The 24,581-nt window shown below is 67.8% G+C and carries 22 protein-coding genes; 13 read left to right on the top strand and 9 right to left on the bottom strand.

The window, feature by feature from the left end; genetic code table 11:
* Positions 1-67: 67 nt before the first annotated feature.
* The 4 genes from ABFG95_RS20740 to ABFG95_RS20755 all read right to left on the bottom strand — a co-directional run bounded on the left by ABFG95_RS20740 (position 68) and on the right by ABFG95_RS20755 (position 7,529).
* On the bottom strand, positions 68-1,150 hold the full coding sequence (locus ABFG95_RS20740; RefSeq protein WP_348994886.1) for an ABC transporter substrate-binding protein: 1,083 nt from the start codon (positions 1,148-1,150) through the stop codon (positions 68-70).
* The gene (locus ABFG95_RS20745; RefSeq protein ID WP_217482363.1) at positions 1,140-2,546 is read right to left on the bottom strand and encodes a sensor histidine kinase; all 1,407 of its coding nucleotides are present in this window, start codon (positions 2,544-2,546) and stop codon (positions 1,140-1,142) included. Before ABFG95_RS20745 ends, ABFG95_RS20740 begins: the two co-directional genes overlap by 11 nt.
* Before the next feature lie 4 nt (positions 2,547-2,550).
* On the bottom strand, positions 2,551-3,249 hold the full coding sequence (locus ABFG95_RS20750; protein WP_068979876.1) for a response regulator transcription factor: 699 nt from the start codon (positions 3,247-3,249) through the stop codon (positions 2,551-2,553).
* Positions 3,250-3,482: 233 nt separating this feature from the next.
* Positions 3,483-7,529 (bottom strand): autotransporter domain-containing protein, encoded by a 4,047-nt coding sequence (locus ABFG95_RS20755; protein ID WP_348994887.1) that lies wholly within the window; start codon positions 7,527-7,529, stop codon positions 3,483-3,485.
* Between the two features lie 390 nt (positions 7,530-7,919).
* Here ABFG95_RS20755 and ABFG95_RS20760 point away from each other — a divergent pair, with 390 nt between their 5' ends.
* Complete coding sequence (locus tag ABFG95_RS20760) at positions 7,920-9,260, top strand: CitMHS family transporter (RefSeq protein WP_054417570.1); 1,341 nt, start codon at positions 7,920-7,922, stop codon at positions 9,258-9,260.
* Positions 9,261-9,299: 39 nt separating this feature from the next.
* Positions 9,300-10,040: an acetoacetyl-CoA reductase gene (gene phbB, locus ABFG95_RS20765; RefSeq protein WP_054417571.1), complete on the top strand. Its 741-nt coding sequence runs from the start codon at positions 9,300-9,302 to the stop codon at positions 10,038-10,040.
* A 52-nt stretch (positions 10,041-10,092) separates the two neighbouring features.
* Here the strand turns inward: phbB and ABFG95_RS20770 are convergent, their stop codons facing one another.
* Positions 10,093-10,857 (bottom strand): SDR family oxidoreductase, encoded by a 765-nt coding sequence (locus ABFG95_RS20770; RefSeq protein WP_063583005.1) that lies wholly within the window; start codon positions 10,855-10,857, stop codon positions 10,093-10,095.
* 167 nt (positions 10,858-11,024) lie between these two features.
* Here ABFG95_RS20770 and ABFG95_RS20775 point away from each other — a divergent pair, with 167 nt between their 5' ends.
* Positions 11,025-11,384 carry a hypothetical protein gene (locus ABFG95_RS20775; protein WP_054417573.1) on the top strand — a complete coding sequence of 120 codons (360 nt, stop codon included), beginning with the start codon at positions 11,025-11,027 and terminating at the stop codon, positions 11,382-11,384.
* A gap of 16 nt (positions 11,385-11,400) precedes the next feature.
* Here ABFG95_RS20775 and ABFG95_RS20780 read toward each other — a convergent pair whose 3' ends face one another.
* Positions 11,401-11,856, bottom strand: a complete 456-nt coding sequence (locus ABFG95_RS20780; RefSeq protein WP_059269485.1) for a hypothetical protein — start codon at positions 11,854-11,856, stop codon at positions 11,401-11,403.
* Positions 11,857-12,296: 440 nt separating this feature from the next.
* Here ABFG95_RS20780 and ABFG95_RS20785 point away from each other — a divergent pair, with 440 nt between their 5' ends.
* The 3 genes from ABFG95_RS20785 to ABFG95_RS20795 all read left to right on the top strand — a co-directional run bounded on the left by ABFG95_RS20785 (position 12,297) and on the right by ABFG95_RS20795 (position 13,332).
* Positions 12,297-12,500 carry a cold-shock protein gene (locus ABFG95_RS20785; protein WP_049071966.1) on the top strand — a complete coding sequence of 68 codons (204 nt, stop codon included), beginning with the start codon at positions 12,297-12,299 and terminating at the stop codon, positions 12,498-12,500.
* 47 nt (positions 12,501-12,547) lie between these two features.
* Positions 12,548-12,805: a hypothetical protein gene (locus ABFG95_RS20790; RefSeq protein WP_049071968.1), complete on the top strand. Its 258-nt coding sequence runs from the start codon at positions 12,548-12,550 to the stop codon at positions 12,803-12,805.
* Between the two features lie 173 nt (positions 12,806-12,978).
* Positions 12,979-13,332 carry a gamma-glutamylcyclotransferase family protein gene (locus tag ABFG95_RS20795; RefSeq protein WP_049071971.1) on the top strand — a complete coding sequence of 118 codons (354 nt, stop codon included), beginning with the start codon at positions 12,979-12,981 and terminating at the stop codon, positions 13,330-13,332.
* 85 nt (positions 13,333-13,417) lie between these two features.
* On the opposite strand, the gene ABFG95_RS20800 is transcribed toward ABFG95_RS20795, so the two are convergent.
* A complete protein-coding gene (locus tag ABFG95_RS20800) occupies positions 13,418-13,726 on the bottom strand; it encodes a DUF1272 domain-containing protein (protein ID WP_175203157.1) in 309 nt (102 codons plus the stop codon).
* Positions 13,727-13,892: 166 nt separating this feature from the next.
* Here ABFG95_RS20800 and ABFG95_RS20805 point away from each other — a divergent pair, with 166 nt between their 5' ends.
* Positions 13,893-14,804 (top strand): DUF808 domain-containing protein, encoded by a 912-nt coding sequence (locus ABFG95_RS20805; protein WP_348994888.1) that lies wholly within the window; start codon positions 13,893-13,895, stop codon positions 14,802-14,804.
* A gap of 30 nt (positions 14,805-14,834) precedes the next feature.
* Here the strand turns inward: ABFG95_RS20805 and axcR are convergent, their stop codons facing one another.
* Positions 14,835-15,719 carry a putative beta-lactamase transcriptional repressor AxcR gene (gene axcR, locus ABFG95_RS20810; protein WP_100505521.1) on the bottom strand — a complete coding sequence of 295 codons (885 nt, stop codon included), beginning with the start codon at positions 15,717-15,719 and terminating at the stop codon, positions 14,835-14,837.
* Positions 15,720-15,819: 100 nt separating this feature from the next.
* Here axcR and blaAXC point away from each other — a divergent pair, with 100 nt between their 5' ends.
* Positions 15,820-16,716: an AXC family carbapenem-hydrolyzing class A beta-lactamase gene (blaAXC, locus tag ABFG95_RS20815; protein WP_278990207.1), complete on the top strand. Its 897-nt coding sequence runs from the start codon at positions 15,820-15,822 to the stop codon at positions 16,714-16,716.
* A 54-nt stretch (positions 16,717-16,770) separates the two neighbouring features.
* Here blaAXC and ABFG95_RS20820 read toward each other — a convergent pair whose 3' ends face one another.
* Complete coding sequence (locus tag ABFG95_RS20820; protein WP_348994889.1) at positions 16,771-18,927, bottom strand: TonB-dependent siderophore receptor; 2,157 nt, start codon at positions 18,925-18,927, stop codon at positions 16,771-16,773.
* A 293-nt stretch (positions 18,928-19,220) separates the two neighbouring features.
* Here ABFG95_RS20820 and ABFG95_RS20825 point away from each other — a divergent pair, with 293 nt between their 5' ends.
* The 5 genes from ABFG95_RS20825 to ABFG95_RS20845 all read left to right on the top strand — a co-directional run bounded on the left by ABFG95_RS20825 (position 19,221) and on the right by ABFG95_RS20845 (position 24,577).
* A complete protein-coding gene (locus ABFG95_RS20825; RefSeq protein ID WP_047992161.1) occupies positions 19,221-19,646 on the top strand; it encodes an Lrp/AsnC family transcriptional regulator in 426 nt (141 codons plus the stop codon).
* Between the two features lie 594 nt (positions 19,647-20,240).
* A complete protein-coding gene (locus ABFG95_RS20830; RefSeq protein ID WP_263899268.1) occupies positions 20,241-21,104 on the top strand; it encodes an alpha/beta hydrolase in 864 nt (287 codons plus the stop codon).
* Positions 21,105-21,162: 58 nt separating this feature from the next.
* Positions 21,163-22,107, top strand: a complete 945-nt coding sequence (locus tag ABFG95_RS20835; protein WP_006393367.1) for an ABC transporter permease — start codon at positions 21,163-21,165, stop codon at positions 22,105-22,107.
* Positions 22,104-22,925 (top strand): ABC transporter permease, encoded by an 822-nt coding sequence (locus ABFG95_RS20840; RefSeq protein ID WP_049071983.1) that lies wholly within the window; start codon positions 22,104-22,106, stop codon positions 22,923-22,925. Before ABFG95_RS20835 ends, ABFG95_RS20840 begins: the two co-directional genes overlap by 4 nt.
* Positions 22,922-24,577 carry an ABC transporter ATP-binding protein gene (locus ABFG95_RS20845; protein WP_336730456.1) on the top strand — a complete coding sequence of 552 codons (1,656 nt, stop codon included), beginning with the start codon at positions 22,922-22,924 and terminating at the stop codon, positions 24,575-24,577. Before ABFG95_RS20840 ends, ABFG95_RS20845 begins: the two co-directional genes overlap by 4 nt.
* Positions 24,578-24,581: the final 4 nt, after the last annotated feature.

Consider the following 24,581-nt stretch of genomic DNA (forward strand, 5'->3'; position numbering starts at 1 on the left):
GGCGGCCTCAATCCGCTTTGACGAACCGCTGACGTCGCGGTGCGGGCCACCTTGTCAGTCGACCTTGTCAGTCCGCCTTGCCGGGCGGTTGCGCCGCCGCGCGCCACAGGTCGAGGAAGTGGCGCTGCTTCAGCGGGTCCAGGTACACCAGCAAGCCCACGCCCAACGCCACCGGCCGCACCCCCGCGGCCGGCACCATCGAGGCGCCTACCGGGCGCATGCCGGATTGGCGCGCAATCATTTCCTGGCCGCGCGGCGACAGCAGGTAGTCGAGAAAGCGCGCGCCCAGGTCGGCGCGCGGCGCCTGCCGCGGAATGATGGCCGAGCGCGACAGCATCAGCGTGTAGTCCTGCGGATAGACGATGGCCAGCGGCGCGCCCTGGTCGATGCGATGGCGCGTGTAGGATTCGAGCAGGTTGTAGGCCAGCGTGATTTCGCCGCGTTCGAGCTTGTCGAGCGCGTGCTCGGTCGATTCGTGGACGCGCACGCCGTTGCGGCCCAAGGCGGCCAGCAGCGCGCCGGCCAGGCTGTCCAGGCGCGCGTCCTGGGTGGCGGCCAGGTAGCCGATGCCGCTGCCTTCGACATCGTAGGTCGAGATGCGGCCGGCCAGCGGCTGGTCGGGCGCCTGCAGCAACGCCAGCAGTTCGCGGCGGGTGCGGGGCGCGCGCGCGGCGTCGAGCTGGCGGGTGTCGTAGACCATCACGATGGGGTCGGTGCCGATGCTGAAGACCTCGTCGCGCCAGTTGGCCCAGGCGGGCAGGGCGCCGGTTTCCGGCGATACGTGCGGCTGCGCGTGGCCATCGTTGACCAGCTTGGTCTGCAGGTCCATGGCGCTGCTGATGACCAGGTCGGGGCCGGCCTTCTCGCCCGGCGCCTGCGCGGCACGGGTCGCCACTTCGGCATACAGTGCCTGGGTCGACAGCTCCGTGTATTCGAGGCGTACGCCGGGGTTGAGCTGGCTGAAGTCTTCCAGCACGCCGCGAAACACCTGCACGCTGTTGGAAGCGTGCAGCACCAGCACGTGCTTGCTGTCGGCCGGGCCCAGCGTCAGGCCGTCGGCGCTGGTCTCGGCGGCGGGGCTGGCGCCGGCCAGGATCAGGGCGGCGCCGGCCGCGGCCAGGCGCGCGAGCAGGGGAAGTCTAGGCGTCATGGGCGTTGGCGGGCAGATGGACGACGGCTTCGAGACCGCCGCCGGGGCGGTTGCTGAGGTTGAGCCAGCCGTGGTGGATGTCGACCACGCGCTTGACGATGGACAGTCCCAGGCCGGCGCCGGGCGTGCGCGGATTGGGCCCGCGCGAGAAGCGCTCGAAGGCGCTTTGCGCCAGCGCGGGCGGGATGCCGGGCCCCTGGTCGGCCACGGTGATGCGCCAGCCGGCGTCGTCGCGTTCGAGCCGCACGTCGATGTGGCCGTCCGCCGAGGCGCCATGGCGCAGGGCATTGTCGATCAGGTTCTTGAAGGCCTCGCGCAGCATCAGGCTGTCGCCCGCGATGCGGGGCGGCGCGCCCTCTTGCGCGGCGGGCAGGCGCAGCCGCACATCGGGCTGCGGGTCGGCCTGCGGCACGGTGTCGTAGACGGCCTGCGAAAGCAGCTCGGCCAGGTCCACGGGACCGAACTTGCGCACGTTGCTGCGGTGGATGACGCTGGCGTCGCTGAGCAGCTGGTTCACCAGCCGCGACAGCTTCTCGGCATTGCGCAGCACCGCCAGCAGGCTGCGGCGCTGTTCGGCCGGGTCTTCCTCGTCCAGCGCCACTTCCATCTGCGCGTGCAGCGCGGCCAGCGGCGTGCGCAACTGGTGCGCGGCCTCGGCGATGAACAGGCGCAGGGTGTCGAGGTTCTCGGACAGCCGCGCCATGAAGCCGTCGAGCGAATGCACCAGCGTGTCCAGTTCCTCGGGCACCGGCGCGGCGATCGGATGCAGGTCGGCGGCGCCGCGCGCGGCCAGCTCGCGCTCGATGCGCTGGATCGGCGACAGCGAGCGCCGCAGGCCCCAATAGGCCAGCGCCAACGCCGCGGCGGTAAAGCCCATCAGCGCCAGCGTGCCCTGCCACAGGATGCGCTCGGCCAGCGCGTTGCGCGCCTCGCGCGTCTGCGCCACCTGGATCAGCGCGGTCTCGGTGGCGCGCGGGCCGGCGATCTTGCGCTCCATCCATGCCACCCGCACGGCGTGGCCCTGGTAGTCGGCGGTGAACAGTTGCGGCGCGGCGCTGGCGTCGGCGCCGTGAGCGGGTGGGGTGGACAGGTCGGCGTAGCCGGAAATCAGCGCGCCGTCGGCGGCCGTCACGCGGTAGAAAACGCGGTCGCGCGGCGCCTGTTCCAGCAGCGCCAGGGCGGCGTAGGGCATGTCCATCTGCCACTCGCCCTGCACCAGCTGCAGGCTGTCGGCCATCGACAGCGCCGAGGCGCGCAGCAGTTGGTCGTAGGTGGTGTCGGCGGTCTGCTGCGCATAGCCGCGTACCAGCAGGTAGAGCGCGCCCAGTCCCACGACGAACAGCCCCAGCAGCATCGCCAGCAGCCGCCGGCGCACGGAAATACGGCGGGACCGCACCGTTTCAGTCCCTTGGCGCCGCGGTGGCGTCGGCATCCCCGGCCGCCGTCAGCAGATAGCCCGTGCCGCGTTGCGTTTCGATGCGCAGCGGCGAGCCTTCCAGCTTCTTGCGCAGCCGCGCGATGTAGACCTCGATGGCATTGGGCGCGGCCTCGTCATCGAACGCGAACAGCTTGTTGGCGATCTCGGCCTTGCTGACCGCGCGGTTCATGCCGGCCAACAGGATCTCGAGCAGGCTGTACTCCCGCTTGGGCAGATCGATGCGCTGCCCCGCCAGGCTGACCTGCCGCGCCGCGCTGTCGATCACCAGTTCGCCAAACCGAAGCACCCCCGCCGCCTGCACGCTGGGCCGCCGCAGCAACGCCCGGCAGCGCGCCTCCAGCTCGCGAAAGTCAAACGGCTTGGCCAGGTAATCATCGGCCCCCGTATCCAGCGCATGGACCCGATCCTCGATATCGATGCGCGCCGTCAACGCCAGCACCGGCGTCTTGCTGCCCCGATCCCGCAACCGATGCAGGATCTCGAACCCCGACATGCGCGGCAATCCGATGTCCAGGATCACCAGGTCAAAGGTCTCGTACTGCAACACCCCATCCGCGTTCAACCCATCATTCTGGCAATCAACGGCATGCCCAAGACGACGCAGTCGGCGTACGAGCGCGTCGGCCAGGTCCTCATCATCTTCGATCACCAGAATCCGCATGCGCGAGATTGTCGCATAGCGGCAAGTTCCGCCTTTGCCTCGTATCCGTCCCCTGAATGTCTCTGCCATAGCCGGCGATTGGCTCGGCGGGCGCGTCCAAGCCTGGCCCGGGGGCGGCGGTTTTCCAGCATGATTGTCCAGGTATCCATGGACGTGGCGCGCAGGCGTCGGGCGTGTCCGGCCCGGCCTTGTATGCGCGGCGCCGACGGCTGTTAGCCGGCGCCGCGCACGCCTCAGAAGCGCCAGCGGACGTCAAGCGACCCGGCATGCTGGCGGTTGCCGCCGCCGAACTCGCCGCCGTAGCTCAAGCCGGCCGTCATGTTGCGTATCTGCACCAGGTCCGCGCCCAGTTCCACACGTGCGGCATCGCGCGCGATCGGCGCGCCCGCCACGCTGAACGCGGGCCCCTGGTCGAATGACAACGCGACCGAAGGCCGGGTGTTGCCGTAGACATGGCGCCAGCCGACCATGCCGCGCAGCGCGATGCTCGAGTCGGGCACCAGCCAGTTGCCGCGCAGGCCGGCCAGGCTGCTGACGTTGCGCTGGCGCTGTCCGTCGCTGGACAGCGCGGCCGAACCGCCCGATTCGGAGAACGCTCGCATGCGCAACTGGTTCCAGGCCAGGCCGATGAACGGTTCGACGCCGGCCGCGTCCGACAGGGGCAGCGCGTATCCGACCTCGGTGAACAGTTGCGTCGTGGCGCCGCGATAGTTGGCGCTGAGCCGCTGATCCAGGCTGCCGTAGCGCACCTGGCGTTGCGAGTCGACCACGTGCCAGGAATAGGCGCCGCCGGCCATCAGCTTGAGCGCGCCCGCGCCCAGCGCGTAGGCCTTGCCGCCATAGACGGTGGCGCTGTAGCTATCGGTCCTGGCGCTGGCCTGGCGCGCTTGCGCGCTCAACCGCGCGTCGGTGTAGCCGAAGGCGCCGCCCATGCGCCAACCGCCGCCTACGGCCGCGTCCCCGCCTATCGTCAGCGACGTGCTGCGCTGAGTCAGGTTCGGCGCGTTGCCATCGCCGGCCAGGTTGCGCCATTCGCCGCCAAGCTGGATCCACAACGGCGACGCGCCGCTGCGCGGCAGGGCCGAGGCGGGTGGCGGCGCGCCATTGTCGGCGGCCGCGGTGGGCGCGCCCGGCTGCATGGGCGCCGACAGATTGTGGCGCAGGGCCGCCAGTCCGTTCAGCGCGGCCGGCGCCATCGTCACGCCGGCCAGCGCCGAGGCGACGCTGGCGTGGGTGTCGCCGGACAGCTGGGCCAGCGCCGGGTCCAGGGCGGCGACGTTATTGCTCAGCGCGATGGTGCGCCACACTTCATGGCTTTGCGGCAAGGCGTCGATGGCCGAAGCCACGCTGGCCTGGTTGGCGGAGCTGGCCAGGGTGGACATGCCGCGGTCGTTGCGCTTGAGCGCGAGCGTGACGTCATTGCCATCTCCGCCCGTGGTGCTGACCGGCGCGTCCAGAAAGAGCAAGGGGTTGCGTACGGTGGTGAATGCGCCTTTGACCGCGCCGGGGCTGTCCTTGGCGATCAGGGTATAGGGGCCATTCAGCGGCTGCCAGGCGGCGGCATCCATCGGGGAGAGCTGCAGTTCCAGCGTGGCGCCGGTGATGTCCACCCCGCCGGCGACATCCACGCGACTCACTGCCGACGGCGCCCCGCTCGCGCGCAGCGTGCCGCGATTGACGTAATCGCCGGTGACCGTCTGCGTGCCGACAGGATTGCCGGGCGCGTGCACCGCGCCGGCTTCGATCGTCGTGGCGCCCAGGGTGCCCGTGCCGCCCAGCAAGGCGCCCGTGCGCGCCAGCACGCTGGCGCCGAGCCGCGCGTCGTCGCGCAGCCACAGGCCGCCGCCGCTCACGGTGATCTGGCCTCGATAGGCGCTGTTGTCGGCGCCCAGCGTGAACACGCCCGCGCCGGTCTTGGTCAGGCCCCCGGTGCCTTGGATCCGGCCGGTGTAGACGCTGTGCTGGTTGTCCGCGCCGGTGGTCAGGGTGGCCGCGCTCAGCGCGACGGCACCGCCGCCCGACAGCGAGCCGATGGCCTGGTCCCAGCCGCCCAGGTCGAGCTGCGTCCCTGCGTTCAACATGAAGGCGCTGCGTGACGAGAAAACGCCGGCCGAGCCGGCGCGCAAGGTGCCGTCCAGGAGCAGCGTCGGCCCGGAATAGGTGCTGGCGCCGGCCAGCACCAGCGTGCCGGCGCCCAGCTTGGCAAGCCCGCCGGCCGCCTGGCCGTCGGCCAAGGCGCCTGTCAGCGTCAGCATCCGGGCCTGTGTGTCGACCTTGCCGAGGCCGGTGAGGGTGATCGCATTGCCCAGGGACAGATTGTCGGCCGCCGCCAGCAGCGTCGCGCCGTTCGCGATGGCGAGCGCACCGATGCCGAGCGCGTTGTTGTGGCCCACGCCCAGCGTGCCTTCCCGCAGTTCGGTGCCGCCCGAGTAACTGTTGTCGCCAGCCAGGATCAGCGTGCCCGCGCCGGCCTTCACCAGACTGCCCCGGTAGTCGGCGTTAGTCTTGGCGGCCAGCGCGTTGACTCGGACCTGCCGGACGTCGATCTGATCCGCGATCGACTTGTTCTGGTTGATCGTGGCGACGCGAAGGGCGTCGAAGGCCGCCTGTGCCAGATCACCGTCACTGCGCCCCGCGATGAAATTGGTGTAATCATCGGCCTTGCTGTAGCGGTCGCTCCATCTGGGGTTGGCTGCTTCGTACATGTCCAGCAGGAGGGACCCCTGCGGGGCCGCCCGCAGCGCGGCCAGCGCCGCGTCGAAGCGGGCCGCCGTATAAATGCCCTTGATGTTCGATTTGATGGCTTCTTCGAGCAGGGCACGCGCCTGCGCCATGCCAGTGATCAGGTCGGGAGTGGCTTGCCCGGCGGTGGGCACGGCCTTGATGCCGCTTTGCAAGGCGGATTTTTCAGTGGCCCAGGCAGCAACTTCCGCGGTCTCCTCGCGGCGGCGTTGCGTCAGCGCCGCTTCGGAAATATTGTTCTTCCACGTATCGGACATGCCGGCCGGCAGGTTGGCGGTGAACTTTCCCAGCAGTTGGGCGGGGCCGTCCATGCCTTTGCGCAAGTCCGGCACGCCCCAGCCATAGCGTTCGTTCGGCGTATCGGCGGAGCCCGCGCCCCGATGCGAAGCGGTGGTCAGCAGGATCGTGCGGATTTCCTCATTGCCCAGGTAGGGATAGCGTTCCATCAGGATGCCCAGCGCGCCGGTCACATGGGGCGCGGACATGGATGTGCCGCTGGACAATGTGTATTTGTCGTCGCCGGCCACGTTGGCGCTGAGGATGCCGAAGCCGGGCGCGGCGACGCACCAGTACTTGGCCAGCCCGCACTGGTTGAAACCCTGGTCGCCCGACTGCTGAAGGCCCGTTGCCGCGATCCAGTATTTCTCGATCTCGGGACGGAAGTAGGGCAAGCCGGCGCGTGTCGAGGCATTTGCAACCCCCGCGTTGCCGTTGGCCCAGACCTGCAGCACGCCATATTGCAGCGAGACGTCGGCGGCCGCGTCCAGCCAGGTTTTCTTGCCGGCGCTGTTCATGCGCAGATAGGCCCGGGTGAAACTCGGCAGCGTGTTGTAGTTGTCGGCGTCCGCTGGCGTGCCCCAGCTGCTGTTGATGGCGCGCACGCCCGCGGCCGCCAGGTTGCCATAGGCGGCCTTGAAATAGTTGTAGTCCATGTTGGACCCGTATCGGGACGAGTCCGTGCCGTTGGAGTTGGTGGTGTAGTACTGGCTGCCAAACGAGACGCCCATCATGCCCTGGCCGTTCTTGGCGGCGGCGATGGTGCCCGATACGTGGTTGCCGTGGTTGTCGTTCGCGCCGATTTTTTTAGCCGGATCCGTCGAGTCTATGTACGCGCCGGGCCGGTCGAAGGCTTCGCCGGCGCGCCAGGCGAGCTGCGAACCATCGAGTTGCTCGCCGTCGTTCAGATAAGTGCCTTTGACCCTGAGCGCGATGAAGCCGCGGCTGGCGAATTCCTGGTGCGTCGGCAGATACCCCGAATCCACCGCGCCCAGCTTCACGCCCGCGCCGCTCAGGCCGCGCGCGTAAGCATATTGCGCGTTCATCGCGCCCAAGCCCCAGTCTGCCTTGAATTCCGGGTGGTTGGCCCAACTCACGACCGCGGCCTGCTCGTCGTTGGTTCGGGTGCCGTCGTAGTTGACGTAAGTCTGCGCCTGCGCCGGGATCGAGACCGCCTGGCCCAATGCCAGAAGCGCCGCGTGCGTAGCCCGCACGCCCTGGCGCACCTTGGGAGGCCGGGCAGGGTGGCGTTTTCGGGACATCTTGCTTTTCATGCTTTCCCCTTGGGATGGTGCAACGTCCCGTCCGGGCGCCGTCGTCGCTCCCCGGGGGCGGGTGCTGCTTGTTATGGAATGACGTGAATGAGCAATTCGGAAATGCGTATGGATTGTGTGTCGCCGGACGAACGGGCGCTACATTTGCTGACATTTTCAGAATCGTCTTAGGTTTTCCCGATCTCCTGGCCGGAAGCCTTGGATGCGCTCGTCGACTCGAGTGATCGCCGGTCTGGGCTCAATGGGGGGCAGGACGTCGCGCACGATCCTGGTGCGCCGTGCCCAAAAACGACAGGTTCCAGACAGCTTTTCTTCCTAGTCTTCCGCCCCAGCGCCCCACCGGCGTGCAAATAACAACGAGCCCGGAGATACCCCCTCATGCTTTTGACCCTGCTTGGCTTCGGCATGGTGATCACGTTCATGACGCTGATCATGACCAAGCGCCTCTCGCCCCTGGTGGCGCTGATCCTCGTCCCCATCCTCTTCGCCCTGCTCGGCGGCTTCGGCGCCGGCATCGACAAGATGATGCTCGACGGCATCCGCAAGATCGCGCCCACCGGCGTCATGCTGATGTTCGCCATCCTCTACTTCGGCGTGATGATCGACGCCGGCCTGTTCGACCCCATCGTCGGCCGCATCCTGCGCGCCGTGAAGGGCGATCCGCTCAAGATCGTGGTCGGCACCACCGTGCTGGCGCTGGTGATCTCACTGGACGGCGACGGCTCCACCACCTACATGATCGTGGTCGCGTCGATGCTGCCGTTGTACCGCCGGCTGAAGATGAACGCGCTGTCCATGACCTGTCTGGCGATGCTGGCCAGTGGCGTCATGAACCTGACGCCGTGGGGCGGGCCGACGGCGCGCGCCGCCAGCGCGCTGCACGTGGACGCCGGCGACATTTTCGTGCCGCTGGTGCCGGTGATGGGTGTGGCCATTGTCGCGATCCTGATCCTGGCCTTCTTCCTGGGCCTGCGCGAACGCCGCCGCCTGGGCGTGCTGTCGCTGCCCGACGGCGCCTCGCTGCACGCCGGCTACGACGAGGACGGCCCCAAGAACCTGCCCGAGATCGAGGTCGACCACGACCTGCGCCGTCCCAAGCTGCTGTGGGTCAACGCCGGCCTGACGCTGGCGCTGATGGTGAGCCTGGTGATGGGCGTGTTGCCGCTGCCGGTGCTGTTCATGATCGCCTTCGCGATCGCCCTGATCATCAACTACCCGAACCTGGCCGAGCAGCGCCGCCGCGTGGCGCAACACGCCGGCAACGTGCTGTCGGTGGTGTCGCTGATCTTCGCGGCGGGCATCTTCACCGGCATCCTGTCGGGCACGGGCATGGTGGAAGCCATGTCGCGCAGCCTGCTGGCGGTGATCCCCGACGCGCTCGGGCCGTACCTGGCCGGCATCACCGCGCTGGTCAGCCTGCCGTTCACCTTCTTCATGTCGAACGACGCTTTCTACTTCGGCGTGCTGCCGATCCTGAGCGAAGCCGCGCAAGGCTATGGCATCTCGCCGGTGGAAATGGCGCGCGCCTCGCTGATCGGCCAGCCGGTGCACCTGCTCAGCCCGCTGGTGCCGTCGACCTACCTGCTGGTGGGCCTGGCGGGCGTCGAGTTTGGCGACCACCAGCGCTATTCGCTCAAGTGGGCCACGATGGTATGCCTGGTGATGCTGGCGGCCGCGCTGGCGTTCGGTCTGTTCCCCCTGGTCGGTTCCGTCGCCTGACGGCCGCGCCTCTACGCGTTTCTTGAAAGGAGAACGTTCATGGCTTTGCGCATTGCTTACGTCACCAGCGGGATGGGCCACACGGGCACCGCGATCTGCCAGGCGCTGCACCGTGCCGGTCACCGCGTCATCGCCGGCTGCGGGCCGCGCTCGTCGCGCAAGGACCACTGGCTGAAGGAACAGAAGTCGCTGGGTTACGACTTCATCGCCTCGGAAGGCGACGCCACCGACTGGGCCTCGACCGAGGCGGCCTTCGCCAAGGTGCGGCGCGAGGTCGGCGAGATCGACGTGCTGGTCAACAACGCCGGCGCCATGCTCGACATGCGCTTTCGCCAGATGAGCCACGCCGACTGGTCGGCGGTGCTGCGCAGCAACCTGGACACGCTGTTCAACAGCACCAAGCAGGTGGTCGACGGCATGGCCGAGCGCGGCTGGGGCCGCATCATCAACATCGGCTCGGTCGCGGCCGAGAAAGGCCAGATCGGCCAGATCAACTACGCCACCGCCAAGGGCGCGGTGATCGGCTTCACCCGCTCGCTGGCGCAGGAAGTGGCGGCGCGCGGCGTCACCGTCAACCTGGTGTCGCCGGGCTTCATCGCCGACGACACCGTCAAGGCGTTTCCGCCGGCGCTGCTGGATCGCATCATCGAAAGCGTGCCGGTGGGCCGCCTGGGCACCGCCAAGGACCTGGCCGGGCTGTGTGCCTGGCTGGCGTCGGACGAGGCGGCGTTCGTGACCGGCGCCAATTACGCGATCAACGGCGGCGTTTACATGAGCTGAGGCGGCCAGGAACAAACGCACGGGCCGCCGCCATGCTCATTCCCGGACGTGCCTATCCGCGATGGATCGACACGCCGCCATCCACCAGCAATGCCGTGCCGGTGGTGAAGCTGGAGGCGTCCGACGCCAGGTACAGCGCGGATTGCGCGATTTCCCGTGGCGCGGCCAGTCGCTTGAGCGCATGCAGGCTTTCGACGTATTGGCGCGCTTCCTGCGATGGCATCGAGGCGCGGCCCATCGCGGTGTCGGTGCCGCCCGGCAGCAGGGCGTTGGCGCGGATGCCTTGCGCGCCGTATTCCGTGGCGATGGCCTGCACCAGGCCGATCAGGCCCGACTTGCTGGCGGCGTAGGCGCCCATGCCGGCAAAGCCGGCCGTGTGGCCGACGAAGGTGGACGTGAAGATCAGCGAGCCGCCGCCGCGCCGCAGCAGGGCCGGAATCTGGTGGCGCGCCCCGAGGAAAGCGCTGCCCAGGTTGGTGTCGAGGATCTGGCGCCATTCCTCGGGCGAGACCTGGTGCAGCGGTTGCGCCTGTCCGGTCATGCCGGCATTGTTGAAAGCGATATCCAGCCCGCCGTAGCGGCTTTCCGCCAGGGTCACGGCGGCGTCGGCGACGGCCTCATCGCGCACATCGCCGGCCAGGGACGCGGCCTGGCCGCCTTCGGCCTCGATGGCCGCCACCAGTTGGTCCAGTTCCGCCTGTCGCCGCGCCACCACGACGAGCCTGGCGCCTTCGCGGGCAAACAGTTTGGCCGCTTCGTAGCCGATGCCTGAACTCGCGCCGGTGATGATGGCGACTTTGCCGGTCAGTTGCCGCATGATCGTTCCTTGTGTGAAAGAGAGGACCCGGGAACGATAGGCGTGGCGCGCCGCGCCGGCTATCCGGTTCTTGCTGCCAGGCCGTTGCGCGTCCGCCAAGCGCCAGGTGCGGCCCCGCCCCGGCCATGCCAAAATCGGCGCTGGCCCATTGAATGCGAAGGAACGCCATGCCAGTCTTCCGTACCCGCCGCGCCCTGGGCGCGAGTGCAGCGGTGTTGCTGCTCCTGGCCGCGTGCGGCAAGAAGGCGGAGTATCCGCCCGAGGTGCAACGCGCCACCTACAGCTCCTGCCTGCAGGGTTTCAAGGCCAAGGCGCCCGCCACCATTCCCGCCAGCACGGTGGATGCCAAGTCCAAGGGCTATTGCCAATGCGTGCTGGATGGCCTGCAATCGAAAGTCCCGGAAAAGGACTTCCTGCGCTATGACCAGCTGCTGGCGACCCAGGCCAGCGGCCCCGAGGCCGACAAACTGCGCGATCAGGTAATGGGCGTGGTGAACGTCTGCCTGCAGCGGATGCCCGATTTCTAGCCGCATCCGCTGGCCGCTAGCGCGTCAGCTTCATCGAAACGTCGGTGTGCGAACCGCGGTCGAGGTCGGCCCCGAGAGGCATGCTGCACGCGGGCAGGGACAACAATTCGCGTCCCACTTCGCCGGCCTCGATTCTGTGAGCGATATCGTCGAGCAATTGCGTGCGCGTGGCGAAGCCCTGTCCCTTGAGGTTCCTCGCGTACAGGCGATAGCTGAGGTTGGGCTCGCTGCCCTTCATGACGCCAAGGTCGTGGATTTCGCCATGCTCGTTGCGGATCAGCAGGTGTCCCGGCCGCGCATAGATGCGGTAGATGCGCCACGGCGATGAAATCGCCGCATGAGCGGGGCGGTGGACGCTGGCGCCCTGCGAAGCATCGCGCGGCGGGGGACTGATGGGCGGGGTCGAAGGCCGTGGCAGCAATTTGACGCAGGCGTTGGCGAAACGCGCGATAGACCGCTTGAACGCGCTCACGCGCGCGCTGCCGAAAAGCCGTGGCTGGGGCGGTTGATGCGGAAATGATGCGAGGTCATGGCCGTGCTCCTGTGCATGGCGATGCGGCGAGGGTCGCGCGGTCAAGCACCATCGGGACAGCATACGCGCTTTGTCGTGCGCGCGAGGGAAAACACGCCAGGTGTTACGCGAAAGCGCGGAATTGCCCGAAATCCGGCCGTTCCCGGGTGGGGACGGGGCAATTCCGATGTTTGCCGCGTAACCGGGGTGCTATTTGGAAACGTTGGTTGACTTTGGCGTGTCCAGCACCCATAGTGGGTTTGAAGCTTTTCGAGCATCGTGATCATCGTCCGGTATTGCTCCCCTCGCGGGGCGCCGCATTGTTCGCCGTCCTTTCCTTGACTGGCTCACTTCGCTGGTTCACTTCGCGGGCTATGCCCGCCATCTAAAAGGAATGGCTCATGGAAACCGGAATCGTCAAATGGTTCAACGATGCCAAAGGGTTTGGCTTCATCATGCCCGAGAACGGCGGCAAGGATTTGTTCGCCCATTTTTCCGAAATCGTCGGGGACGGTCACAAGGCGCTGATTGAAAACCAGCGCGTCAGTTATGTGACCGCGCAGGGCGCGAAAGGTCCGCACGCGACCCAGATCCGCGCGATGTAAATGAAGGGCCCGCGCAAGCGGGCCTTTTACTTATCGACGGGGGGCTTATGCTTCACAACAACATGGTTTACAAAGGCTATCGGCTGACCGCGAGCGTATCCCGCGTTTCGGTGGGCGGATCGGACCGTCCCGCCTTCACAGCGACCGTCGCGGTGGAGTTGGCGGGCGATCAGGACCGGCTTGGCGAACCCTACGCCGTGCCGTTGTTCGCATCGGGCGGATTCGTCTACAGCCCCAGCATGGCGGTGGATGCCGCCATCCACCACGGACGCACCGTGGTCGACGCGCATCCCCGGCCGGGGTGAACCAGGGGCACGGCGCGAAGTCGCGGTTAACGGCTACTGGTTGATGACATGGCCGCCTGGCGCAAGCGGGCGGCCTTTGTGTTGGCTGCCGGTCCGTCCCATAGGCGAAGATCCGCCGGATCTCACGGGGTGAGGTAAAGTGGAGAACATGAAATTTCCTTAAGGACACAAAGGTGCCTGAATCGAACGAAACCCACGTCCTGCTGTTTTCCTACGGCACGCTGCAGGACAAGGCGGTGCAACGCGCCAATTTCGGCCGCGAGCTCACTGGCCGCGCGGACGCCATGACGGGTTATGTGCAGCGCTGGGTCGACATCACCGATCCCGAGGTGATCAAGACCAGCGGCCTGGCGCGCCACCCCATCGTCTACGCCAGCTACGATCCCAAGGACGAGGTGCCGGGCATGGTGTTCGAGATCACGCAGCAGGAACTGGAAGCCGCCGACCGCTACGAAGTGTCTGACTACAAGCGCGTTTCGGTGCTGCTCAAGTCCGGCGTGCACGCCTGGGTGTATATCAAGGCCTGACGCGGCGTCCGCGCGGCCTCAGACCTTAGGACCGAGCCGGCGCGCCTGCCCGCGCGGGGGGGGGGGGCGGCGTCGACCTGGCGTATTAGCGGTCCTGCGCGGCGATGTCCCGCAGCGCCTGCCGCAGCAGGGCGTGGGCGGCCAGGTCGGCGGGCCGGTGCTTGCGCGTGCCGCTGGCCGGATACGTGCCCAGGAAATTGCCGTTGCGCCGGTCCGTGGCCGGCCGCACCGGCCGCGGCGCGAAGCCGCCGCCGCAATTGGGGCAGACGTTGCCCAGCACCTGGTCGGCGCAGCGCGCGCAGAAGGTGCATTCAAAGCTGCATATGCGGGCTTCGGTCGAGGCGGGCGGCAGGTCGGCGTCGCAATGTTCGCAGTTGGGGCGCAATTCGAGCATGGCGGTTTCCTTGAAGAGGGCGATTCCGGCCAGCATACCCGCCCCGGCGCGCCGCGCCGACGCCGTGCGCGGACAGGTAACGGGCGGAAACGGTCATGGGAGGGGCGCCTTTCCAGGCCGGCGGACGCCTGTACACTCGGGCATCTCCCCCTTTGCGGAAACCGCCATGGCCGGCAGCAGCTTCTTCGCACTGTTCGACGACATCGCCACCATCCTGGACGACGTCTCCGTCATGACCAAGGTGGCGGCCAAGAAAACCGCCGGCGTGCTGGGCGACGACCTGGCGCTGAATGCGCAGCAGGTTTCGGGCGTGCCGGTCAATCGCGAACTGCCGGTCGTGTGGGCGGTGGCCAAGGGCTCGCTCATCAACAAGCTGATCCTGGTGCCGTCGGCCCTGGTGATCAGCGCTTTCGCGCCCTGGGCGGTGACACCGCTGCTGATGGCCGGCGGCCTGTTCCTGTGCTTTGAGGGCGTGGAAAAACTGGCGCACAAATTCCTGCCGCACGGCGACACGGTCGAGGGCAATCATGCGGCCCGCGCCGAGGCCCTGCAGGACGCGGCGGTCGACATGGTGGCGTTCGAGCGCGACAAGATCAAGGGCGCGGTGCGCACCGACTTCATCCTGTCGGCGGAGATCATCGCCATCACCCTGGGCGCGGTGGCCGGCGCCGATCTGCTGCGCCAGACGGTGGTGCTGGCCGGCATCGCACTGGTCATGACGGTGGGCGTCTACGGGCTGGTGGCCGGCATCGTCAAGCTGGACGACCTGGGCCTGTACCTGAGCGGCCGTCGCGCCGCGCTGGTCGCCGCCCTCGGCAAGCGCATCGTGGCGGCCGCGCCTTACCTGATGAAGACTTTGTCAGTGGTGGGCACCGCCGCCATGTTCATGGTGGGCGGCGGCATCCTGACGCATGGCATCGCGCCGGTGGGCACGGCCATCGAGCATGTCGCGGCCGCCAGCGGCGGCGGCCTGTTGCCGCCGCTGGTGTCGACCTTGCTCAGCGCCCTGTTCGGCATCGCCGCCGGCGCGGTGACGCTGGGCGTGGTCAGCGGCGTCAAGCGCTTGTTGGGCAAGTAGGGCGCCGCGGTTCCGTCGCGGGCCGCCGGCTCAGCCCGCCGTGGCCGCCTGCGGCCAGGCGCTCAGCGCATCGTGCATCCACGCGCCGAATGCCTGCATGGCGGCCGTCGGACGGCGGCTGGCGATGCGGGTGAGCCAGTATTGCCCGGTTTCCACTTCCAGCGCGAACGGGCGCACCAGCCGGCCCGACAGGAATTCGCGCTCGAACAGGCGCGTGGGCAGCAGGGCGACGCCGGCGCCCTGCGCGGCCGCGTCGGCCAATACCAGCGAGGAATCGAACATCGACCCCTGCACCAGCGGGGGCTCCAGGCCGGCCGCGGCAAACCAGGCGGGCCATTCATCCGGTCGATAGGATCGCAGCAGCGGCTCGCGCAGCACGTCGCGCGGTGCGCGCAGGCGCGGCGCCAGGGCGGGAGCGCAGACCGGCGACAGGGGCGCCGACAACAGCGGCTGCGCATCGATGCCATGCCAATTGCCATCCCCGAACCGTATCGCCAGGTCCAGGCCCTCGGCGGCCAGGTCGACACGATTGTTGTTCGAGAACACGCGCAGATCCACGTGCGGATGGCGCGCCTGGAAATCGCGCATCCGGGGCAGCAGCCAGCCTACCGCGAAAGTGCCCACCACGCCCACCGACAGGACCTGTCGCCGCACCTTGCCGCGATAGCCCTGTAGCGCGGAGGTGATCCGGTCGAATGATTCAGACAATACCGGCACCAGCGCCAGGCCCTCGTCCGTCAGCACCAGGCCGCGTGGCACGCGCCGGAACAATGCCACGCCCAGCCGCGCCTCCAGGTTCTTGACGTGCTGGCTGACGGCCGCCTGCGTCAGGTTCAGTTCCTGCGCGGCGCGCGTGAAGCTCAGGTGTCGCGCCGACACTTGGAAGGCCCTCAGGGCGTTAAGAGGCAGGTCCACGGCGACGCATTAGTTTTTCTATGGGATGGCCACAATTATTCCCGTTTGTTGGCCGCGCCGTCCAGCCTCTAGGATGCAAGCGTTTTTAAAGGAGAACGCCTTGCTGACGAGAAGAACCTTCATCGCCTCGGCCGTGCTGGCCGGCGGGATGCCCACCCTGGCGCGCGCCAGGACGGATAAGAAAACTCGATGGACGCGCGACAGTCTCGCGACATTCCAACAGGCCCTGGCCAAGCTGGAGGCGGCCAGCCGTGGCCGGCTGGGCGTGGCCCTGCTCGACGTGGGCAGCGGGCAGGCCGCCGGCTATCGCGCCGACGAACGTTTCCTGATGCTCAGTTCCTTCAAGACGCTGTCGGCGGCCTATGTGCTGGCGCGGGCCGACCGTGGCGAGGATCAGCTGTCGCGCCGCATCCCGATCACCGATGCCGATGTGCAGGAGTATTCGCCGGTCACGCGGCTGCATGTCGGGCCGCGAGGAATGACCTTGGCCGAACTCTGTGAAGCGACGATCACCACCAGCGACAACGCGGCGGTCAACCTCATGCACAAGAGCTATGGCGGCCCGCAGGCCCTGACCCGCTACCTGCGCGGCCTGGGCGATACCGTCACGCGTCATGATCGTTATGAACCCGAACTGAACCGCCCGCATCCGAGCGAGCCGCAAGACACCACCACCCCGCGGGCCATGGCGCGCACGCTGGACACGCTATTGTTCGGCGACGCGCTCAAGCCGCAATCGCGGCAGCAACTGCAATCCTGGCTGCTGGCCAACACGACGGGCGGCAAGCGCCTGCGCGCCGGCATGCCGGCGGATTGGAGAATCGGCGAGAAGACCGGCACCTATTCGAAGGTGGGCTGTAACGACGCCGGCTTTGCGCAGCCGCCGGGCGCGGCGCCGATCATCATCGCGGCCTATCTGGAAACCACCGCGGTGCCGATGGAGGAGCGCGACCGCTGCATCGCCGAGGTCGGCAGGCTGGTGGCGGCATTGGGCTAGCCGTCGGGTCGGGCGCCACGCCGCCGGCGTGGCGCCCGACCCGGGGGCGATGCCTCAGTACGCCAGCGAGGCTTGCAGGTACACCGTGCGCGGCATGCCCACGTACTTGCCGGCGTTGTTGTCGGTGGAACGCGTGAAGTAGCGCTTGTCGAACAGGTTCTTCACGCCCAGCGCGATGTTCAGGTTGTGCATCTGCTTGCCGAAGTCGTAGGCGGCGCGCACGTGCACCGTGCCGTAGCCCGGAATGTCGCCATAGGCGCCGTTGGCGCTTTCCTCGGTCTGGTAGCGGGCGCCGGGATCGGGGGCGCCGGGCGAGCGCTGCTTGGACTGCAGGAAGGTATCGACGTTGAAGGTCCACTGGTTGCGCGTGTAGCGCGCGCCCAGCGAGGCCACGTTGCGCGAATAGAAGGGCAGGTCGCGGCCCTCGAACACGCCGGCCTTGTAAGTGGCCTGGGTGTAGGTATAGGTGCCGTACAGTGACAGGCCCGACAGCGCGGCTGTCAGTTCGCCCAGGTCGTACGACAGGCCGGTTTCCAGCCCGCGGTGGCGGGTGGCGCCCAGGTTGGTCCAGGCGTCCGAACCGCCATTGGTGCCGCCGCGCAGCTGCAGTTCGTCGTCGAAGTCGATGTTGAACAGCGTCAGTTCGCCCTTCCAGCCGCCGCCATTGAAATGCGTGCCGACTTCATAGGTGGTGGCCTTTTCCGGATGCAGGCCGTTGGTGGTCGAGGCGATCTGGAAGTACTGCAGCGGGCCGAATGACTGGCCGGCGTTGGCGAACACGCTCCATTGTTCGCTGACGTGGTAGACCACCGACAGCGAGGGCAGGGGTTCTTCGGACTTGATGCTGGTATGGGTCCTGGCCGCGGGATTGGACTTGTCGTTCAGGAACGAGTCGATGAATTCATAGCGCAGGCCCGGCGTGATGGTCCAGTTGCCCACGTTGATGGTGTCATCGATGTAGACCGCATGCGCCGTGGTGCCGCCGGTGCGGTACTGGTACTGCGGATTGGGCGCATCGAGCGGGTCGAAGCCGCTGTCCGGCACGTAGAACGCGGTGCGCGAGGCGCGTTCGTCGCTGGCTTCCTTCAGGTAGCGGTAGCCCACGCTGATTTCCTGCGTCACGCTGGGGCCGCGGAACAGGCGCGAATAGCGCGGCTCGATCGCGAAGGTGTGATAGTTGCGCGGGTTGAACGTCAGGCGGCGCTTGCCGGCGTTGGCGCCGGTACCCTCGGTCTCGATGCTGCTGCCGCGGAAGCTGTCGGTGTAGTAGGTGAGCAGCTCGAACTTGTTGATGCCGTCATCGTGGTTGTAGCGGAACGAGGCGTCGGTGCGGCGGCCGGTGAAGTTGTCGTAAGGCCGGGTGGACTGGAACGGATCCTCGGAATACTGCCGGGCGGTCAGCCCGCCCGGCATGCCGGCGCGGCCTTCGTAGTGATGCAGCGCGGCCGACATGCTGTCGTCGGCGCCGATGCGATAGGTGCCCTTGAGCATCACGTCATCGATGTCCACGCGGTCGTTGCTCTCGCGAAAGCCGTTGCCGTGCGTGCCGGAATAAAGCAGTGCGCCGCCCAGGCCGCGTTCGTTGGTGCCGCCGATGAATGCGCTGGGCGAGGTCTTCACGCCGCCGTGGCTGTACATGTCGGTCTCGACCGTGGCGTCGGCGGTGAAGTCCCGCGGAATCGCGCGCGTCACGAAGTTGATGATGCCGCCCACGTTCTGCGGGCCATAGCGCACCGAGCCGGCGCCGCGCACCACGTCCACCGCCGACAGGTTGCCCAGCGACACCGGGGCCATCGACAACTGCGGCTGGCCATAGGGCGCCACCGCCAGCGGAATGCCGTCCATCAGAATGGTCGAGCGCGGCGACAGGCGCGAGGTCAGCCCGCGCACGCCCACGTTCAGCGACACATCGCTGCCGCCCGTGCCATTGCTTTCCTGCACCTGCACGCCCGGCACGCGGCGCAAGACGTCGCGCACATTGGTCGCGCCGGTGTCCTGGAACGACGAGCGCTCGATGATGGTGCGCGCGCCGCCGTGTTCCAGCACCTTCTCCTCATTCGGATTTTCCAGCCAGTCGCCCACGACGCTGATCGCGCCCAGGGTGTTGTCGGCGGGCGCGGCGTCTGCCGCGGTCTGCGCCTGGCTGTGGGCGGCCAGCGTCAGCATGGCCAGTGCGAGCGTCAGGCGTCGCGGGGGAAAAGGAATCGGCATCGGAAGTCCAGGAAGCGGGGGAGGGCGCGCGTCATTAATACGAGCGTCAATCACATTGAGAATCTTTACTGGTTCGGCGCGGACGACTGCCAGGGGCGCGCACGAGCCGAGTCGGACCTTGCCCGACCGGCCCGAAATATATCAAAAATTGGCGCCAATCCAAACGCGGTAAATTGGGGTCGTGGCAAAAACACGCCACGGCCGGCAGGCCCGTGCGCCAGACAGCGCGCGCCAGCATCGCGTCGAATCCGTATAAGATGTGAAATTGGCGCCAATTTTTAGCTGGAACAATCATGGACACACTCGATCAGCAATTGCTGGGTCTGTTGCGCGCCGACGCTCGCGCAACCGTCGCGACCCTGGCCAAGAAGCTCGACGTATCAAGGGGCACCATCAACAACCGCATCGCCCGCATGGAAGACGAGGGCATCATCGTGGGCTACACCGTCCGGCTGCGCCCCGAATCCCAACCCGACCAGATCGGCGCCTGGATGAACATCGCCGTCGACGGCAACGAAACCCGCCGCGTCGTCAGCATCCTCCTGGGCGACCCCGCCGTCGTCGCCCTGCACGACACCAACGGCCGCTGGGACCTGCTGGCCGAACTGCGCGTGGCCAACATCGAGGAAATGTCCCGCGTCCTGGACCGCGTCCGTCTCATCAAGGCCATCTCCGCCACGGAAACCAGCATCCACCTGAAAAGCTACAAGCTCGATTGAGCCCCGCCGCCCATCTTTGTGACCGTCCCTCCCAGAGCGCAAAATCGCCGCTCTTGTCTCTGCCCTTCCTGTTGACGACGCCTACGTCATCTCCGCAAACCCGGACGCCGACGCCGCACCACCGAACGCCCAAAAAGGCCGCCCTCGCGGCCGCCTTGGGCGACCCCGCAAGATCTTCCAACTCCAGACAACATCGCCACGAAGCCCAAGCACGTGACACATCCCGGCGGCGTCTCGAAACGCGCTGACGCAGCGGGGTGGCCGGGCCGGGCGGAGGGCGGGGCGTGTAGATGCGCCCAAGGGAAACCGTAGGGAGCCGAAGGCGGACGAGGTTGACGCAGGGGCAGTCCGGAGCGAAGGCTCCGGACCGCAATCGTAGCCCCGCCCTCCGCCCGGCCCGGCCACCCCGCGTCAAAAGAACCACAGCCCTAGCCACCCGACCGATCCCCGGGGCAACGTCACGAACCACTCGTTAGGGATTCCCCCCGCTTGCCCCAACCCAAACCTGGTTCCTAAAATTGGCGCCAATTTAGTCAAACATCCCCCGCCCGCAACACCCCCCCCGGCACACCCCGCCCGGGAATCGAGGAAACCATGCAGTCCACCGCAGCACCCGCCCTGGCCCCCGACGCCGCCCGCGCCCGCGCCATCTACGACCTCGGCCACAGCACCGTCTTCGCCTCGCGCATCGACCCGCGCTTCTCGTACTGCATGTACGTCCCCCCGCACATCGACCAGGCCAAACATCCCATGGAGCTGGTCGTCATCATGCACGGCACCGGCCGAGCTTTCGTCGAATACCGCGACGCCTTCGCCGAGTTCGCCCGCTGGAACGACTGCATCGTGCTGTGCCCGCTGTTCCCCGTCAGCCCGCTCGGCGACGGCAACCGCGACGGCTTCAAGCAACTGCGCGAAGGCGACATCCGCTACGACCACATCCTGCAAGGCATGGTCGCCGAAGTCGGCGAGAAATTCGGCCGCGACTTCTCCCGCTTCGCCCTGTTCGGCTATTCCGGCGGCGGCCAGTTCGTCAACCGCTACGCCCTGCTGCATCCCGAAACCCTGTGGGCCGTCTCGATCGGCGCGCCCGGTTCGGTCACGCTGCTCGACCCCAGCCAGGACTGGTGGGTCGGCGTGCGCGACGCCGAAGCCCGCTTCGGCAAAGCCGTGGACATCGAGGCCCTGCGCCAGGTCGCTGTGCACATGATCGTCGGCAAGGCCGACCTGGAGACCTGGGAAATCACCCACCGCGAAGGCGGCAAGTTCTTCATGCCCGGGGCCAACTCCGCCGGCTCCACGCGCCCCGAGCGCCTGGAATCGCTGCGCCGCTCGTTCGAGGCGGCTGGCGTCAAGGCCGTGCTGGACGTGGTCGACAACGTGCCGCACGACGGCCTGAAGTGCGTCGGCCAGGTGCAGGACTTCCTGGCCGCCGAACTGCGCAAGCTGCGCAATGAATAACGTCCACAACCCGATGGGCGGGCGCGCGAGCGCCTGCCTGCCGCGATAGGAGAGGGCCATGCTGCGTTTCGCGCTATCCCGTATCGTCATGGCCATTCCCACACTGCTGATCGTGGCGGTGGCGGTGTTCGTCATGATCCGCCTGATCCCGGGCGACCCCGCGCAATTGCTGCTGGGCGACCTGGCCACGCCGGCGGCCCTGGCCGACCTGCGCGCGCGGCTGGGCCTGGACCAGACCTGGCCCACCCAGTTCGGCATCTGGTTCGGCAACATGCTGCACGGCGACCTGGGTTCGTCCATCAACACCGGCCAGCCCGTGCTGCCGCTGGTGTGGGACCGTTTCCTGATCAGCGGCCGCGTGGTGCTGGTGGCCGTGCTGTTCGCCGCCCTGGTGGCCGTGCCCGCCGGCATGATCGCCGCCTGGAAGCAGAACAAGGCGCCCGACCTGATCCTGGTCGGCACCGCCACGCTGCTGGTGTCCATTCCCACCTTCTGGCTCGGCCTGCTGCTGCTGATCTTCTTCGGCCTGAAGCTGCAATGGCTGCCGGTGGTGGGCTACGTGTCGATCGGCGAAGACTGGAAGGCCGGCCTGCTGTACCTGGCCATGCCGATCCTGACGCTGTTCCTGCACGAGATCGGCGTGTTGATGCGCATGGCGCGCGCCAGCACCCTGGAAGTGCTGCGGCTGGACTACATCACCCACGCCCGCGCCAAGGGCCTGTCGGAATCCGCGGTGCTGATGCGCCACGCCTTCCGCAACGCCTTCGGCCCCACCTGGACCCTGATCGGCCTGGTGCTGGGCAACCTGCTCGGCGGCATCGCCGTGGTCGAAACCGTGTTCACCATTCCCGGCCTGGGCCGGCTGCTGGTGGATTCGATCTTCGCCCGCGACTACCCCGTGATCCAGGGCTGCCTGCTGTTCGTCGGCGTGATCTACGTGATCGTCAACCTGCTGATCGACCTCTGCTATCCCATCTTCGACCCGAGAGTGACCGCCGAATGAAAAAGCGAATTGCAGCTAACGCGCTGATAGGCGGCGTGATCGTGGCGGCGATGCTCGTCGCGGCCATCATGGGCGCCTTCTGGACGCCGCACGACCCGCTCAAGATCAACTTCGTGGCGCGGCTCAAGCCGCCCGGCGGCGACTTCCTGCTGGGCACCGACGAGTTCGGCCGCGATGAACTGTCGCGCCTGCTCGCCGGCGCGTCCAGCAGCGTCTGGATCAGCCTGCTGACGGTGGGCTTCGCCATCATCGCCGGCACCATTGTCGGCACCCTGACCGGCTTCGTGCGCGGCTGGACCGACCGCATCATCATGGCCTTCAACAACGCCCTGCTGGCCTTCCCCGGCCTGCTGCTGGCGCTGGGCCTGCTGGCGGTGGTCGGCGCCAACAAGTACGGCATCATCCTGGCGCTGGGCCTGGCCTATACGCCGTCGGTGACGCGCATCGTGCGCGGCACGGTGCTGTCGCTGCGCGAGAAGGAGTTCATCGAATCCTCGCGCGTGCTGGGCAACTCCGAGCTCTACACCATGGTGCGCCACGTGCTGCCCAACTGCGTCGCGCCGTTGACGGTGCTGGCGACCTCGATGTTCGGCTGGGTGATCCTGGCGGAAAGCGCACTGTCGTTCCTGGGCCTGGGCGTGCCGCCGCCGGCGCCCACCTGGGGCAACATGCTGGCCGCCGCCCGGCCGTTCATGGCGCAGGCCTCCTATCTTTCCATTCTTCCGGGCCTGGCCATCGCGCTCGCGCTGCTCGGGATCAACCTGCTGGGCGACGCGGTGCGTGACCGTCTCGATCCCCGCATGAGGGGCGTGCAATGAGCGCACTGGTTACCGTATCGAATCTGTCCCTGACTGTGGGCCGCGGCGGTCGCGAGATCGTCAGCGGCGTGTCCTTCGAGGTGGCGCCGGGCGAAATGGTCGGCATCGTCGGCGAGTCCGGCAGCGGCAAGACCCAGGCGGCGCGCGCCATCATGGGCCTGACGCCGCCGCCGCTGGTGGTGGCTGGCGGCTCGATCCGCTTCGAGGGCGTGGAAGTCACCCAGGCCAGCCCGGCCGCGCTGCGCAAGCTGCGCGGCGCGCGCATCGGCATGGTGTTTCAGGAACCCATGACCTCGCTCAACCCGTCCATGCCCATCGGGCGCCAACTGGACGAAGGGCTCAAGCTGCACCGCCGCGACCTGTCGACGGCACAGCGTCGCGAACGCGTCCTGGAGATGCTGCGCCGCGTCGGCATCCGCGACCCGAAGGCCGCCGTCGAAGCCTGGCCGCACGAGTTCTCGGGCGGCATGCGCCAGCGCATGATGCTGGCCTCGGTGATGCTGCTGGAGCCGGCGCTGCTGATCGCCGACGAGCCCACCACCGCGCTCGACGCGGTGGTGCAGCGCGACGTGCTGGAACTGATGGTCGACCTGACGCGCGAGCACAACACCGCCGTGCTGATGATCAGCCACGACCTGCCGATGGTGGCGCGCTATACCGAACGCATGGTGGTGATGCAGCATGGCAAGGTGCTGGAAACCGGCACCACCGCCGGCATCCTCGAACGCCCGCGGCATCCCTACACCCGCAAGCTGCTGGACGCCATGCCGCGCCGCCTGCCGGCGCGTCCGCCGATCCAGGAAGCGCCGATCGTCGAGGTCAGGAACCTGGTGGTGGACTACGCCGGCCACCAGCGCCTGTTCTCGCGCACCGGCGCCAAGCGCGCCCTCAATGGCATCGACCTGCATGTCAAGCCGCGCGAAGTGGTGGCGGTGGTGGGCGGCTCGGGTTCCGGCAAGACCACGCTGGGCCGCGCCATCGCCGGCCTGCTGGCGCCGACCTCCGGGCAGATCCTGTTCCGTGACCAGCCGGTCAGCCGCCGTTCGCCGGCCTGGCGCGACTACCGCCTGAACTGCCAGATGGTGTTCCAGGACCCGTATTCGTCGCTCGACCCGCGCATGACCATCGGCGAGCTGGTGGGCGAGGGCCTGCGCATGCTGGTCGATATGCCGGCCGCCGACAAGCGCCGTCGCGTCGACGAAGTGCTGGCCGAAGTCGGCCTGGGCTCGGAATACGCCAAGCGCTTTCCGCACGAACTGTCGGGCGGCCAGCGCCAGCGCGTGGCCATCGCCCGCGCGGTGGTGCGGCGGCCGTCCTTCGTCATCGCCGATGAACCGGTGTCGGCGCTGGACGTGACGGTGCGGGCGCAGGTGCTGGACCTGTTCGCCGACCTGCAGGAGCGCCACGGATTCTCGTGCCTCTTCATCAGCCACGACCTGGGCGTGGTGGAGCAGGTGGCCGACCGCGTGGTGGTGATGCGCGACGGCGGCATCGTCGAGCAGGGCACGCGCGACACGGTGTTCGACCAGCCGCGCGAGGAATACACCCGCAGCCTGCTGTCGGCGATTCCCGCGCTGGAGTCGACCGAAACCGGCGGCGTGCGCCTGCGCTGGCGGCTGGACCAGCCGGAGCCGACGCGGGCCACCGCTTGAGGGG

It is taken from the genome of Achromobacter sp. HNDS-1 (genome assembly GCF_040084795.1).
In the GTDB taxonomy this organism is placed as follows: Bacteria; Pseudomonadota; Gammaproteobacteria; order Burkholderiales; family Burkholderiaceae_B; genus Achromobacter; species Achromobacter ruhlandii.